The sequence below is a fragment of the Methylobacterium sp. V23 genome (genome assembly GCF_002917135.1).
Lineage (GTDB): Bacteria > Pseudomonadota > Alphaproteobacteria > Rhizobiales > Beijerinckiaceae > Methylobacterium.
The window spans coordinates 246,047-259,394 of the sequence record NZ_PDHT01000001.1; the positions used below are offsets into that span (position 1 = coordinate 246,047).

Here is a 13,348-nt window from a genome sequence, read left to right on the forward strand (position 1 = left end):
GCACCCTGATGCGGCCCGGTCGCCCGTCCGCGGCGGATCGAGACTCCCCGACGAGAGGCCCATGGCCCGCAAGCGTGCGCGACCGACCAACGAGATTCTGCTGGAGGCGGCGGTCCGCCTCGGCCTGCCGCCCCGGAGCGTCGAGGTGGAGGCCCTGCGCCTTCATCTCGGCCTGCCGGATTACGGCGGGTTCGTCGAGGATTCGGTGGTCGCCAAGGCCCTGCGCGAACTGAAGGCGCGGCGCGCCTTCGCGGAGGGCGGAGTCGCGGCTGTCAGGAAGGCGATTCCCAGCCTGCGCGCCGCGGTGATGCGGGACGGCAGCATCGCCTGGACCATCCGGACCGTGATCCCTGTCCTCGATGGCGGGCGCCTCGACCTGCGGATCGACGCGAAGCCCGAGACGGGCGTCGCCGGCATCCTGTCCGGCATGGCCCATCGCAACGATCCGAACTGGCGCCTCGAGGATCTCCGGGCTGCCGTTGCCGAGGCGGGGCTGCAGACGGCCAAGTCCCTGCGGCGCGCAGTGGAGCGCCTGCGTGATCAGGTCGCCGAGGACCTGCGCGCGGTGGGCGCCGATGCCGCCACCTATATCGACCATCTCGACCGTTCGCTGCGCTCGCGCGCCTTCCTCCTCTCGCCCAACCTGAACCAGTCGCTCACCGACACCCTGAAGGGGGTCCGCGCCCGCGCCCGCACCGTGGCGCGGGAGGATTCCCGCCTGCGTCGCCTGCGCGACCAGGTCGGCTTCGGTGCCTACATCGAGAAGTTCACCGCGGCCCGGCGCCTCGGCCGGCGCCTCATCTTCCACATGGGCCCGACCAATTCCGGCAAGACCTACGCGGCCCTGGAGATGCTGCGGGCGGCCGAGACCGGCACCTACCTCGCACCCCTGCGTCTCCTCGCGCTGGAGAACTACGAGGCCCTGGCCGAGCGCGGCTTGCGCGCCGGCATGGTCACGGGCGAGGAGACGCTGGGCGACCTCAACCCGACCCACACCGCCCGCACCATCGAGACCGCCGACCTCACGCGGCCCGTCGACGTCGCGGTGATCGACGAGATCCAGATGATCGCCGATCCCGATCGGGGCTGGGCCTGGACCAACGCCCTGTTCGGCGTCGCCGCCCGCACCGTGGTGGTCTGCGGCTCGGACGATGCGCTGGCCGCGGTGCGCCGCGCCGCGGAGGCGGCCAACGAGTCCCTCGAAGTGATCACCTTCGTGCGCAAGACGCCGCTGGTGCTGCAGGATACGCCCGTTCCCATCGAGAAGGTGATGCCGGGCGATGCGGTGGTGGCCTTCTCGCGCCGGGCCGTCCATGAGAACCGCGAGATCCTGGTGGCGGCCGGGCACCGGGTGGCCACGATCTACGGGGCGCTCTCGCCCGAGGTGCGGCGCGCGGAGACCGCGCGCTTCCGGGCCGGCGAGGCCGACGTCCTCGTCACCACCGACGCCATCGGCATGGGCCTCAACCTCGGCCCGCTGAAGCGGATCGTCTTCTCGGCGGTGCGCAAGTGGGACGGGGTCGGCGAGCGGGCGCTGACCAATTCGGAGATCCGCCAGATCGCAGGCCGCGCGGGCCGGTTCGGGCACCAGGACGAGGGCTACGTCGCCGCCGTCGACGAGACCGGGTTGGAGCCGATCCGGGCGGCGTTGGCCGGTGCGCCCACGGCGCCGGCCGCCGACACGCGCTTCTACGTGCGCCCCGACCTCATCGCGATCAATTCCGTGGCGGAGGAGATGCGGACCGACAGCCTGCGCGAGGTGCTGGCGCATTTCGCCCGCGCCACCTTCTACGCCGGCTCGCCGTTCCAACCCTCGGCCCTGGAGGAAATCCTGGAGATTGCGCGCGTGGTCGACAAGGCGCGGCTGCCGATCGCCGAGAAGTTCGCGTTCTCGGTCTGCCCGGTGGACCGGCGCGACCCGGTCTCCCTCGGCATGCTGGAGCGCTGGACCCAGGCCCGGGCGGCAGGCACGACGGTTCCGGCCCTGCGGGCGAACCTCGCGGGCGAACTGGATTATCAGGAACGGACGGTGAAGCTCGCCAGCGCCTATCTCTGGCTGTCGCGGCGCTTTCCCGAGACCTTCGACGATGCCGAGGCCATGCGCACGATGCGGGCCCGGGCCAACGGCGAGATCGAGCGTCATCTCCGAGAGACGGCGACCCGCAAGGTCGAGCGCCGGACGCGCCGGGCGGGCGCGCGGGGCTGAGCCCGGTCGCCTTCGGGCCATGAAGGCCGGTCGGCCAGGGGAGGGGACACCCCCTCCCCGACGCCGATCCGGGATGGTGCGTTCAGACCTCTGGGATCAGGCCGACTTGAGGTGCGCGGCCAAGTGCTTGTTCATCTCGAACATGGTGCACTTGTCCTTGCCGAAGACCTTCTTCAGCTTGTCGTCGGCCAGGATCTCGCGCTTGTTCTCGGGATTCTGGAGGTTGTGCTTCTTGATGTATTCCCAGACCTTGCTGACCACCTCGCCGCGCGGCAGGGCGGCGTCGCCGACGACGGCGGCGAGCTCGGAGGAGGGCTTCAGCGGCTGCTGCAAGGCGTTCGGCTTGGCGCCATCACCCTTCGGCGCGGCGACCTTCTTGCCCTTGGCGGCAGGCTTCTCGGCGTCCTTCGGGGCAGCCTTGGGGGCGGCCTTCTCGGCGGTCTTGGTGGTGCTCTTTGCCATGGGGTGTTCCTCCGGATGTCGACGGTGAGCGCCGGTACGCCCACGGCCGGTGGCCTCGCAGCGCATAGCTGCAACAACTAAGCGGTGCCGCGAGCGTTCCAAGGGAAAACCGCCCTCGGCGCGCCCGTCATCCACAGGCGCGGCGGCTCAGATCCGGTCGAGGCCGCTCCCTGCCGAGGTGAGATCGCCTCGACTGGGATGAGAACTTCAGCGGTGTCGCCCTGTACTTTGGCCTGAAGTCGAAGCAAGCCCTGGTCACGGCGGTCGGGGGCTATCCGCGGAAAGTCATGGCTCTGCAGTGCTTTAAGGGAGTTCCGGCGGCGCCGGGCCGGTGCGCCCTCCGGCACGGACCCCCATCGCGGACACGGCTCGGGCGACGTGCGAGGACGCGAAGCCGGCCTGAGCCGGGCCGACTGCCCAGGGGCGCCGGCCCGAGCGCAAGAATTTCCCGCCACGATCAAGAATTTCCCGCCACGATGAAGATTTCACCGGTCGAACGGGAGCGCACGACGGAAATTTCGGTGTCGGGACCCGTTGCGGGGCCACTTCGGCCGATTTCGGGACGGGGCGGCGGCCGGGGGATCACCGAACCTTAAGGGCGATCGACGAAACCGGGAGCATGATCCTCCTGGCCTTCACGCTCTCGCTCGGCGCCGCCGTCGCGCTCATCATCGGCCTCGGCACGCTGGTCTCCATCGAGGCCCAGGCGGGTCCCGACGGCCGCGCGGATGCCGGTCTGATCTGACGGACGCCCCCGAACCGCCCGCGTCCTCGAACGTTGCGCCAGGGTTCCGTCCCGGTCGCGATCACCCCTTCATGTTCGACAGCTCCGTCGCCTCGTCCCTCGACAGCACGGCCCACATCATCCAGATCGCCCTGACGCCCGTCTTCCTGCTGTCGGGCATCGCGACGCTCCTCAACGTCTTCGGCACGCGCCTCGCTCGGGTGGCCGATCAGGCGGAGCGCATCTCGCAAGCGATCGACGGCGCCTCGGGTCTCGAGCAGGTCCGCCTCGCGCGACGCATGAACGCCCTGCGCCGGCGCTCCCTCGCCCTCGATGCCGCCGTGATCCTCGGAGCTCTGGGCGGAGTTGCCACCTGCGGAGCCGTTCTGACGCTGTTCGTCGGAGCCCTCCGGGACGCCACCGTCGCGGACATCCTGTTCGTGCTGTTCGGCCTCGCCATCCTCTGCACCTTGAGCGCCCTGATGGTCTTCGGGTTCGAGATGCTGCTGGCGAGCCGCGGGATGCGCCAGCGGGTGGCCGTGCGGCAGATCGAGGTGGCCGAGGAGACCGGCGTGCCGGTGGACGAGCGGGCCTGAGTCCGGAACCCCCGCGCGGGTGGCGGCTTGTCCGGTCGAGCGCCGCATCCGGCGCCCTCGCCCCGAGACGCCACTCTGCAAGAGGAATGCGCATGCCGACGGACCTCCCGAACGAGCGCAGCATCCGCCCGACCGGCTCGATGGAACTCGACCCCTCGGCCGAGGGTGTCGCGATCGACGAGACCCGGCGCCTGATCGCCTCGAACAAGGTCGAGGGCACCGCCGCCTACAGCCGCGCGGGCGAGCATATCGGGACCGTCTACAACTTCATGGTCGACAAGGTCTCCGGCCAGGTCGCCTACGCCGTCATCTCGTTCGGCGGCTTCCTCGGGCTCGGCGAGAGCTACCATCCCGTGCCCTGGCGGGCGCTGACCTACAGCGTCGATCTCGGCGGCTACATCGTGGACATCGACCAGGACACCCTCGCGGGCGCGCCAAGCCACGGCCCCGGCGAGGATCCCTTCACCGACCCGGCCTTCGGCGAGCGCGTCGATGGTCATTACGGCGGCTCCAAGGTGCCCACGGCCTGAACGGGCCCGCCGCCCGCGGGCTCGCGCCGGACCGGTCAGCCCTCCGGCGACGCCAGGATCCGGTCGAAGTCGAGGAGCGCCGTCTCGATCACGATCTGCGTGCGGCTGATGACGTCGAGCTTGCGCAGGATCTCGGAGACATGCGCCTTCACGGTGGAATCCCCGACCTGGAGTTCGTGCGCGATCTGCTTGTTGAGCTTGCCCTGGCGGATCATCGCCAGCACCCGCACCTGTTGCGGCGTGAGGCTCGCGACCCGCTCGGCGATCGGCGCCTTGCGGGCGAATGACGCGGGCAGCGTCGCGTTCGGCAGATTCGCCGGGACCGAGAGGCCGCCGGCCAGGACGTCGGCGATGGCCTGCGTCAGCGTCGCCTTGTCGACCGCCTTGGGCACGAAGCCGGCGGCGCCGTGATCCAGCGCCTCCCGGATGATGCGCGGATCCTCCAGGCCGGAGACGACGAGGATCGGGACCCGCGGCGCCTGCGCCCGGATCGCCAGCAGGCCTTCAAAGCCCGTCACGCCCTGCATCGACAGGTCCAAGAGAATGATTTCGATAACGGGGTGCGCTGCCAGTACGGCGCAGGCGCTGGCGATGCTGTCGGCCTCGTGCCGCGTCGCATCCGGGTAGGCGAGGCCCACGGCGCTGGCGAGGGCGTCGCGGAAGAGCGGGTGATCGTCGACGATGAGGAGGTGCATGCCCGTTCCACCCGGTGCGTGCGCCCCTGTTCCGGAGCTGTTCGGTGCCGCATTGCGCGGGAACCGGCCGCCCGACATACTCGTGTCACCGCGGAGAACCGGGCGTCAAGTCCGGCACGCGTCGCGCAAGCGGGGGGATGGAACGTGGCAGAGGGGACGCAGGTGCGCACGCATCTGTGCGGCATCACGACGGCGTGGACGGACGCCGCCGCGGCCGACGGGGCCGTCGCCGAGATCGGCGCCGCCATCAGCCCGCATCCCGTCGCCCAGATCGTGGTGTTCTTCTCGGCCGACTACGACGTCGAGACCCTGAATCGCGCGCTCTGCGCGCGCTTTCCGGGGGCGGGCATCGCGGGCTGCACCATGTCGGGCGGCATCTCGCCGGCCGGCGGCCTCGATCGCGGCCTCGTCGCCATCGCCTTCCCGAAGGCGGGCTTTCGCATCGTCTCCACGCTCCTGGACGCCATCGATCACCTCGACGTGGAGCGGACCGCCTCCAGCGTGCGGGCCCTGCGCCGAAGCCTCGACGGCGCCGGCGCGGATCCGGCCTCCGGCGGCTGCTTCGCCCTCTCGCTGATCGACGGGCTCACCAACGCCGAGGAGACTGTGGTCTCGGCCATCGCCTGGGCCCTGGACGGCATCCCCCTCGTGGGTGGCTCGGCGGGCGACGACCTCACCTTCCGCGAGACGGTGCTGCTCCATGACGGCCGCATCCATCGGCGCGCCGCCGTGCTGCTCCTCGTGGAGTCCGATTTCCCGATCCAGATCTTCAAGAGCGACAATTTCGAGCCGACCGGGACCAAGTTCGTGGTCACCGCCTCCGACGACGAGCAGCGTACCGTCCACGAGCTCAATGCCGAGCCGGCGGCGCGCGAATACGCCATGGCGGTGGGGCTCGATCCCGAGCGCTTGTCGCCGATGAGCTTTGCCGCCTATCCGCTCGCCGTGAAGGTCGGGGGCGAGTATTTCTGCCGATCGATCCGGCGCATGAACGCGGACGGCTCGCTCAGCTTCTTCTGCGCCCTCGACGAGGGCGTGGTGCTCACCCTGGCGCGCCCGCGCGACATCGTGGCGGCCACGGCGGCCGAACTCGCCCGCCTCGACGCGGCGCTGGGCGGCATCGATCTCGTCATCGGCTTCGAGTGCGTGCTGCGCCGCCTCGATGCCGAGAGCCGGCAGGTGCGGCACGGTATCGTCGACCTCTACCGGCGCTACGCCATCGTCGGCTTCGACACCTACGGCGAGCAGTACCGGTCGATGCACCTCAACCAGACCTTCACGGGCATCGCCATCGGGCGTGGCGCGCCGGGCGCGGTCGAGCCATGATCCGGCTGCCGCCCGAGACCGCGTCCCCCGCCCCGGGGGAGGACGCGAACCTGCGGCGCATCGCCAAGCTCGAGCGCATCAACGCGGCCCTGATGGCCCATGTCGAGCGCAGCATGGACCAGCAGGGCGGGGCCTACTCCCTGTTCCAGACCGCCACCATGCTGGAGGGGCGCGTCCGCACCCGCACCGAGGAACTGACCGGGCTGATGCACCGCCTGGAGCGCTCCAACGCGGCCCTGGTGGCGGCCAAGGAGGAGGCCGAGAACGCCAACCGCTCGAAGACCCGCTTCCTCGCCGCCGCGAGTCACGACCTGCTGCAGCCGCTGAACGCGGCCCGGCTCTCGGCCTCGGCCCTGGCCGACCTCGGCCTCGGTCCGGAGGCCGCGGCGATCTCGGGGCAGATCGAGCGCGGGCTCCAGATCATCGAGGACCTGATCAAGACCCTCCTCGACATCTCGAAGCTCGATGCCGGCGTGGTGCGCCCGGCGATCAAGCCGGTGGCCCTCGGCGAGCTTCTCGCCGGCATCGCCGCGAGCTTCCGGCCCTTCGCCGAGCGCAAGGGACTGCGCCTCACCGTGCGCGGGCCCCACCTCGCGGTGGCGAGCGATCCGATGCTGCTCCAGCGCATCCTGCAGAATCTCGTCTCGAACGCCATCCGCTACACCCGACGGGGCGGCGTGCTGGTGGCGATCCGCCGCCGCGGGGAGGCCTGCCGCATCGAGGTGCTCGACACCGGCTGCGGCATCGCACCGGCGGAGCAGAGCCTCGTCTTCGAGGAATTCTTCCGGGGCGGCGTCGAGGGGGAGGGGGGCGAGCCGGGCCTCGGCCTCGGCCTCTCCATCGTGCGCCGCATGGCCCAGGCCCTCGATCATCCCCTCGATCTCGCTTCCCGGGTCGGGCACGGCACCCGCATGGCCCTGACTGTCCCCGTGAGCCTGACGCCGCCGGAGCGCGCGGTTCCGGTCAGCCCCGTGACGACCCGGCTCACCGGCGCGCGGGTGCTCGTGGTGGAGAACGATCCGCCCACCGCCGACGCCCTGGAGCGCCTCCTGCGCACCTGGGACGCCGAGGTCCGCGTTCATCGCGACCTGGCCGGGGTGGAGGCGTCGCTGGCGGCGGGGATGCGCCTGCCGGACCTGCTCATCCTCGACTACCATCTCGACAACGGTGCCTGCGGCCTCGACGTGGCAACCCATCTCCAGGCCCGCACCGGATCGCGCTTGCCGGTGATCGTCACCACCGCCAACCACTCCCCCGAGATCGAGGCGCAGGTCGCCGGGCACGGGGCGCAACTCGTCCATAAGCCGGTGCGCCCGGCCGCGTTGCGGGCGCTGCTGACCTACCTGCTGGCCTGAGAGGGCCCGCGAAGGAGGCGCACCCCAAGAGTATTTTGAATAATCTTGGCCGTATCGGAGGCATCGTTCCGTCTTGGTGCGGTTGGGCCGCAGGAACGTGAAATCTTTTGTAGCCTCGCTTTCAGTTCAGTTTGATGCTCGATTGAAAAATTTGCATTGCACCAAGATCAAATTGCGCTGCAACGACAGTTGAAGCGCCCTTGCGAAGCTTCCTGGGGATCTTTACGCTCGCGCGCCAGAATAAGACTTCCCCGTGCGCGTCCTGCTGCAGGTCCTGACCTGTCGCCCGTCGCCGGCCTGGGGTGTGGAGGACGGCCCGGTTCATGAAGAAAAACAAGGTCATCACGGCTGGCGAGGCGATCGCGCTGATCCGGCACAACGACGTGGTCACCACGACGGGGTTCGTCCAGAGCTGCATCCCGGAGGCGCTGCATGCCGCCCTGGAGAAGCGCTTCGTCGACACCGGCGCGCCCCGCGACCTCACCCTGATCATGACGGCGGGGGCGGGCGACAGCAAAGGCCTCGGTACCGGGCGCCTGCACCACGAGGGCCTGCTGAAGCGCGTCATCGCCGCCAATTTCGGCCGCATGCCGAAGGTCGCCAAGGCCGCGCAGGCGAACAAGATCCTCGGCTACAACCTGCCCCAGGGCGTGATCTCGCAGCTCTACCGGGCCTGCGCCGCCGGCCAGCCGGGACTGTTCTCCAAGGTGGGCCTGCACACCTACGTCGATCCGCGCCACGGCGGCGCCCGGGTCAACACCGTAACCCAGGACGAGATCGTCAAGCTGGTCGAGGTCGATGGCGAGGAGTGGCTGTTCTACACGGCCACCAAGATCGACGTCGCCTTCATCCGCGGCACCTCGGCCGACCCGTCGGGCAACATCTCCTTCGAGAAGGAGGCGCTGACCCTGGACTGCCTCGCCCAGGCCATGGCCGCGCGCAACAACGGCGGCATCGTCATCGCCCAGGTCGAGCGCATCGTCGATGACGGCTTCCTGCTGCCCAAGGACGTCCGCGTCCCCGGCATCCTGGTGGATTGCGTCGTCCTGGCCGAGCCCGAGATGCACCGCATGAACTACGGCGTGCAGCACGATGCGGCGCTGGCCGGCCAGATCCGCGTGCCCGTGAGCGGCATGAAGAAGATGCCCCTCGACGCCCGCAAGGTCATCGCCCGGCGCGCGGCCTTCGAGCTGCCGCCCAACGGCGTCGTCAATCTCGGCGTCGGCGCCCCCGAGGGCATCTCGGCGGTGGCCAACGAGGAGAAGGTCACCCCCTACATCACCCTGACCACCGAGGCCGGTGCTGTGGGCGGCGTCCTGGCCTCCGGGTCGAGCTTCGGCGCGGCGACGAACGCCGACTGCGTCATCGATCAGAACCAGATGTTCGACTTCTACGATGGCGGCGGCCTCGACATGACCTGCCTCGGCCTCGCCGAGTGCGACCAGCACGGCAACGTCAACACCAGCATGTTCGGTGGCCGCCTCAACGGCTGCGGCGGCTTCATCAACATCAGCCAGAACGCCCGCTCCGTGGTCTTCGCCGGCACCTTCACGGTGGGCGGGCTGGAGACCGTGATCGAGGACGGCAAGCTCCGCATCGTCACGGAAGGCCGCTCGCAGAAGTTCCTGCCGCAGGTGGAGCAGATCACCTTCAGCGGGCACTATGCGCAGATGCGCGCGCAGCCGGTGATCTACGTCACCGAGCGTTGCGTCTTCCAGCTCACCGATGAGGGGCTGGAACTCATCGAGGTCGCGCCCGGCATCGAGATCGAGCGGGACATCCTGCCCCATATGGGCTTCCGGCCGATCATCAAGCAGCCGATGCCGATGGATGCCCGCCTGTTCCGCGACGAGCCGATGGAACTGCTGGCCGACCTGCTGAACCTCAACCTCGCCGAGCGGGTGAGCTACGACACCGAGCGCAACATCCTGTTCGTGAACCTGGAGGGCTGGCACGCCCGTGCCAAGAGCGACCTCGATGATCTGCGCATGGTGCTGGTGGGCGCCTGCAAGAAGGCCGGCCAGCGGGTCAACACGGTCGTCAACCATGACGGGTTCCGCATCAACGAGAACCTGTACGACGACTATGCGCACATGATCCAATACCTGCAGGCGAACTACTATCTCACCACCACCCGCTACGCGACCAGCGCCTTCCTGCGCCTCAAGATGGAGGAGGCCCTCAACCGCCGCGGCCTCGCCCCCCACGTCTTCGAGCGCAAGGAGGACGCCCACGCCTTCCTCGAAGGCGCCGGCAAGGTCCGCCGCGCCTCCACGGCGATCGCCTCGGCGGCCTGAGGCCGAGCGCATTGTCGCCCCGGCTCCCAGTGCCGCGTGAGAATGAGGCGCGCTCATGGTTCTTGCGTCGGCGTCTGCGCGCCGGCACAACCGTTCCGTGCCGCCCCCTCGTCCCAGTCTGCCGGCCCTCGGGGCCTTCCTGGCGATCGCGAAGCATCGCAGCTTCCGGCGTGCGGGCCTGGAACTCGGCGTCAGCGCCTCGGCCCTGAGCCATGCCCTCAAGGGCCTGGAGACGCAGCTTGGCGTCCGGCTTCTCAACCGGACCAACCGGAGCGTCACCCTCACCGCCGCCGGCGAGGAGTTCTTCGCGTCGCTCGACGGGCCTTTCCTGGCGATCGGGCAGGCCGTCGAGGCGCTGAACCGCCATCGCGGCGCGCCGGCCGGGCATGTGCGCCTCAACGTTCCGGAGCATGCGAGCGAACTCCTTCTCGCACCGGTCCTTCCCGTCTTCCTCGCCCGCTACCCGGACATCGCGATCGATGTGCGCGTGTCGAACAGCCTGCTCGACGTGGTCGACGCGGGCGCCGATGCCGGGATCCGCTACGGCGACACGGTCCCGGAGGACATGGTCGCCCAGCGCCTCTCCGCCGACATCCGCTGGGTCGTGGTGGGCGCGCCCGTTTACCTGGACCGCTTCGGGGTCCCGGCGCATCCCCACGACCTTCTCGCCCATCGCGGCCTGCGCGTCCGGCTCGGCGACGACCGGATCTACCATTGGGAGTTCGAGCGGCAGGGCGAGGCCATCGCCGTCGATGTGCCGGGGGCGCTGACGCTCGATCAGACCGGTCTCGCGGTCGCCCTCGCCCGGGCCGGAGCGGGCCTTGCCTACCTGCCCGAGCCCTGCGTGACGCCGCTGATCGGGGAGGGCGCGCTCCGGTGCGTCCTCGGCGACTGGTCCCCGGCCGGCGCCGCCTTCCACCTCTATTATCCGGGCCGCCGCCAGCTGCCGACGGGCCTGCGCCTGCTCACGGCCCTCATCCGCGAGATGCGCCCCCTCGGCTTCTAGGCCCCGTCGCGTCCGCCCACCACGATGAGCGATGTTCATCGCTCCGGTGAGGCGCTGCCGGCTCACGCCCCCGGGTCTCGCCGCCTACATCGAGGCGGACGCTCCGGGTCGCGGGGCCGATGGCGACGCCGTCATCGGACCCTCACCCATCCGGGGCGCCGCGCTCTCCGAACTCGCGAGGTCCCGCCATGTCCCGTCCCGATCGATTCACCGGCCGTGTCGCCCTCGTCACCGGAGCCGCCAGCGGCATCGGGCAGGCCACGGCCGTCGCCTTCGCCCGTGAAGGCGCCCGGGTCGCCATCCTCGATCGGACCGCGGACGCGCTGCAGGCGACTGCGGAGGCGGTTCGGGCGGCCGGCGGCGAGGGTCTGGTCCTCGCCTGCGACATCGCGCGGTCCGAGCAGGTGGAGGCGGCGATCGCCGAGACGGTGGCGACCTTCGGCCGGCTCGACATCGCCTTCAACAATGCCGGCGTCGAGAACGTCGCGGCACCGGTGGCGGAGATCGCCCTGGCGGACTGGGACCGCATCCTCGACATCAACCTGCGCGGCACCTTCGTCTGCATGAAGCACGAGATCGCGCAGATGCTGAGCCAGGGCGGTGGCGTGATCGTGAACACCGCGTCGGGTGCCGGTATCCGGGGCGTCGCGGGGGGCGCCAGCTACGCGGCCTCGAAGCACGCCGTCATCGGCCTCACCAAGTCGGCCGCCCTCGACTACGCCACCGCCAACATCCGGGTGAACGTCGTCCTGCCGGGCAACATCGCGACGCCGATGATGGACCGCTTCACCGGGGGCGACATCCAGAAGGCGATCGACCTGGAGCCGGTCGGCCGCCTGGGCCGGCCCGAGGAGATCGCCGAGGCGGTCCTCTGGATGAGCGCCGACCTCGGCGCCTTCGTCACCGGCGCCGCGGTCTCGGTCGATGGCGGCTGGTCGCTCTGATCCGCCCGTCCGCCACGCGGGCCGTGCCCGGCTGAGATAGCGGCGGTTGCGGGACGCGCCGCGGCCTGAGAAGACGGTGGAATGATCGTCCGTTCGCGCCCGAGCCTCCTCGACATCCTGTTCACCCTGCGCGGCTCGATCCTGCCGCAGGTCGCCCTCAAGGTCCTGGGCATCACCCTCGTGGCGGTGGTCGTGGTGGCGGTGGAGCGGCGCTGGCCCGAGGCGTTCCCGATCACGGCCGGCGTCGGGCCCTTCACCCTGATCGGCATCGCCCTGTCGATCTTCCTGAGCTTCCGCAACAGCGCCTGCTACGACCGCTGGTGGGAAGGCCGCCGCGCCTGGGGCAGCCTCGTGGTCGAGACCCGGGGGGTCGCGCGGCTCGTGACCGCCCTCCTGCCGGGGGAGTCCGTCGAGCCCCTGCGGGCCCGCACCCTGCGACGGCTCTCGGCCTTCGCCCACGCCCTGCATGCACAGCTTCGCGGCGGCGATCCGCACACGGCGGCCGCGCCCTGGCTTCCGGAGGCGGAGGTCGCGCCGCTGGCCCGGCATCCGACCGCGGCGGATGCGGTGCTGGCCGGGCTCACCGCCGATCTCGCCAACGCCTATCGCCGGGGCGTCCTCACCGACGTGCTGTTGGCCGCCCTGGAGCACAAGATCGCCGCCCTGGCCCAGGTCCAGGTGGTCTGCGAGCGCATCCAGAACACGCCGCTGCCCTTCGCCTACACCCTGCTCCTCTACCGCACCGCATGGATCTACTGCCTCCTGCTGCCCTTCGGCCTCGCGGCCTCCCTCGGCTGGGCGACGCCGGTGGCGACGGCCCTGGTCGCCTACACCTTCTTCGGCCTCGATGCCCTGGGCGACGAGCTCGAGGAGCCCTTCGGCCTCGCGCCGAACGACCTGCCCCTCGACGCGCTGCTGCACACCGTCGACGGCATCGTCCTCGACGCCCTCGGCGAGACCGCGCCGCCGCCCCTGGTGCCGAAGCGCTACCTGCTGACCTGAGGGCGCCGTGCCGTGCGACCGACGGTGCCGGCCCGGTTGCCTCGGCCGGCCTCGAAGAAGCGGTTCGACGGGCCCGGGAGGCCGAGACGGGCGCGTCGGGTCGAGCTCGCCGACGCGCGGCGGAACGGCCCCCGCCGCTGAAGCTCCGGCACCGAGGACAACCGTGCCACGCGCCCGCAGCGTGGCGGGGTCGACAGCGGACACG

Annotated in this window: 12 protein-coding genes and 1 pseudogene; 10 read left to right on the forward strand and 3 right to left on the reverse strand. The window is 70.5% G+C overall.

What is annotated here, in order from left to right; translation table 11 throughout:
• The first annotated feature begins 61 nt into the window (after nt 1-61).
• A complete protein-coding gene (locus CRT23_RS01105; RefSeq protein ID WP_103708252.1) occupies nt 62-2,206 on the forward strand; it encodes a helicase-related protein in 2,145 nt (714 codons plus the stop codon).
• A 96-nt stretch (nt 2,207-2,302) separates the two neighbouring features.
• Here the strand turns inward: CRT23_RS01105 and CRT23_RS01110 are convergent, their stop codons facing one another.
• Nucleotides 2,303-2,668 (reverse strand): SWIB/MDM2 domain-containing protein, encoded by a 366-nt coding sequence (locus CRT23_RS01110; RefSeq protein ID WP_055947098.1) that lies wholly within the window; start codon nt 2,666-2,668, stop codon nt 2,303-2,305.
• 619 nt (nt 2,669-3,287) lie between these two features.
• On the opposite strand from CRT23_RS01110, the gene CRT23_RS29545 reads away from it, so the two are divergent.
• From CRT23_RS29545 to CRT23_RS01120, 3 genes are all read left to right on the forward strand, one after another.
• The gene (locus CRT23_RS29545; protein ID WP_280137520.1) at nt 3,288-3,413 is read left to right on the forward strand and encodes a hypothetical protein; all 126 of its coding nucleotides are present in this window, start codon (nt 3,288-3,290) and stop codon (nt 3,411-3,413) included.
• A 71-nt stretch (nt 3,414-3,484) separates the two neighbouring features.
• Complete coding sequence (locus tag CRT23_RS01115) at nt 3,485-3,988, forward strand: DUF2721 domain-containing protein (RefSeq protein ID WP_103708253.1); 504 nt, start codon at nt 3,485-3,487, stop codon at nt 3,986-3,988.
• Nucleotides 3,989-4,080: 92 nt separating this feature from the next.
• Complete coding sequence (locus CRT23_RS01120; RefSeq protein ID WP_055948728.1) at nt 4,081-4,518, forward strand: PRC-barrel domain-containing protein; 438 nt, start codon at nt 4,081-4,083, stop codon at nt 4,516-4,518.
• Nucleotides 4,519-4,553: 35 nt separating this feature from the next.
• On the opposite strand, the gene CRT23_RS01125 is transcribed toward CRT23_RS01120, so the two are convergent.
• Nucleotides 4,554-5,213 (reverse strand): response regulator transcription factor, encoded by a 660-nt coding sequence (locus tag CRT23_RS01125; RefSeq protein WP_103708254.1) that lies wholly within the window; start codon nt 5,211-5,213, stop codon nt 4,554-4,556.
• A gap of 144 nt (nt 5,214-5,357) precedes the next feature.
• Here CRT23_RS01125 and CRT23_RS01130 point away from each other — a divergent pair, with 144 nt between their 5' ends.
• From CRT23_RS01130 to CRT23_RS01155, 6 genes are all read left to right on the forward strand, one after another.
• The gene (locus tag CRT23_RS01130; protein ID WP_103708255.1) at nt 5,358-6,539 is read left to right on the forward strand and encodes an FIST N-terminal domain-containing protein; all 1,182 of its coding nucleotides are present in this window, start codon (nt 5,358-5,360) and stop codon (nt 6,537-6,539) included.
• Complete coding sequence (locus tag CRT23_RS01135) at nt 6,536-7,894, forward strand: ATP-binding protein (RefSeq protein WP_103708256.1); 1,359 nt, start codon at nt 6,536-6,538, stop codon at nt 7,892-7,894. Before CRT23_RS01130 ends, CRT23_RS01135 begins: the two co-directional genes overlap by 4 nt.
• Before the next feature lie 323 nt (nt 7,895-8,217).
• Entirely contained in the window at nt 8,218-10,191 is a 1,974-nt protein-coding gene (locus CRT23_RS01140; protein WP_055947109.1) for a CoA-transferase, read from the forward strand.
• Between the two features lie 97 nt (nt 10,192-10,288).
• On the forward strand, nt 10,289-11,197 hold the full coding sequence (locus CRT23_RS01145; protein ID WP_245435892.1) for a LysR family transcriptional regulator: 909 nt from the start codon (nt 10,289-10,291) through the stop codon (nt 11,195-11,197).
• 188 nt (nt 11,198-11,385) lie between these two features.
• On the forward strand, nt 11,386-12,141 hold the full coding sequence (locus CRT23_RS01150; protein WP_103708258.1) for a glucose 1-dehydrogenase: 756 nt from the start codon (nt 11,386-11,388) through the stop codon (nt 12,139-12,141).
• Nucleotides 12,142-12,222: 81 nt separating this feature from the next.
• Nucleotides 12,223-13,143: a bestrophin family protein gene (locus CRT23_RS01155; protein WP_103708259.1), complete on the forward strand. Its 921-nt coding sequence runs from the start codon at nt 12,223-12,225 to the stop codon at nt 13,141-13,143.
• Here CRT23_RS01155 and CRT23_RS29030 read toward each other — a convergent pair.
• Nucleotides 13,128-13,307: pseudogene (locus tag CRT23_RS29030) on the reverse strand (hypothetical protein); the annotation flags it as partial. The gene CRT23_RS01155 and the pseudogene CRT23_RS29030 sit on opposite strands and share 16 nt — an antisense overlap.
• Between the last annotated feature and the right edge of the window lie 41 nt (nt 13,308-13,348).

Coding starts and splice junctions, on each gene's coding strand:
- CRT23_RS01105 (WP_103708252.1), top strand. CDS start 62: ATGGCCCGCAAGCGTGCGCGACCGACCAACGAGATTCTGCTGGAGGCG.
- CRT23_RS29545 (WP_280137520.1), top strand. CDS start 3,288: ATGATCCTCCTGGCCTTCACGCTCTCGCTCGGCGCCGCCGTCGCGCTC.
- CRT23_RS01115 (WP_103708253.1), top strand. CDS start 3,485: ATGTTCGACAGCTCCGTCGCCTCGTCCCTCGACAGCACGGCCCACATC.
- CRT23_RS01120 (WP_055948728.1), top strand. CDS start 4,081: ATGCCGACGGACCTCCCGAACGAGCGCAGCATCCGCCCGACCGGCTCG.
- CRT23_RS01125 (WP_103708254.1), bottom strand. CDS start 5,213: ATGCACCTCCTCATCGTCGACGATCACCCGCTCTTCCGCGACGCCCTC.
- CRT23_RS01150 (WP_103708258.1), top strand. CDS start 11,386: ATGTCCCGTCCCGATCGATTCACCGGCCGTGTCGCCCTCGTCACCGGA.
- CRT23_RS01110 (WP_055947098.1), bottom strand. CDS start 2,668: ATGGCAAAGAGCACCACCAAGACCGCCGAGAAGGCCGCCCCCAAGGCT.
- CRT23_RS01155 (WP_103708259.1), top strand. CDS start 12,223: ATGATCGTCCGTTCGCGCCCGAGCCTCCTCGACATCCTGTTCACCCTG.
- CRT23_RS01135 (WP_103708256.1), top strand. CDS start 6,536: ATGATCCGGCTGCCGCCCGAGACCGCGTCCCCCGCCCCGGGGGAGGAC.
- CRT23_RS01140 (WP_055947109.1), top strand. CDS start 8,218: ATGAAGAAAAACAAGGTCATCACGGCTGGCGAGGCGATCGCGCTGATC.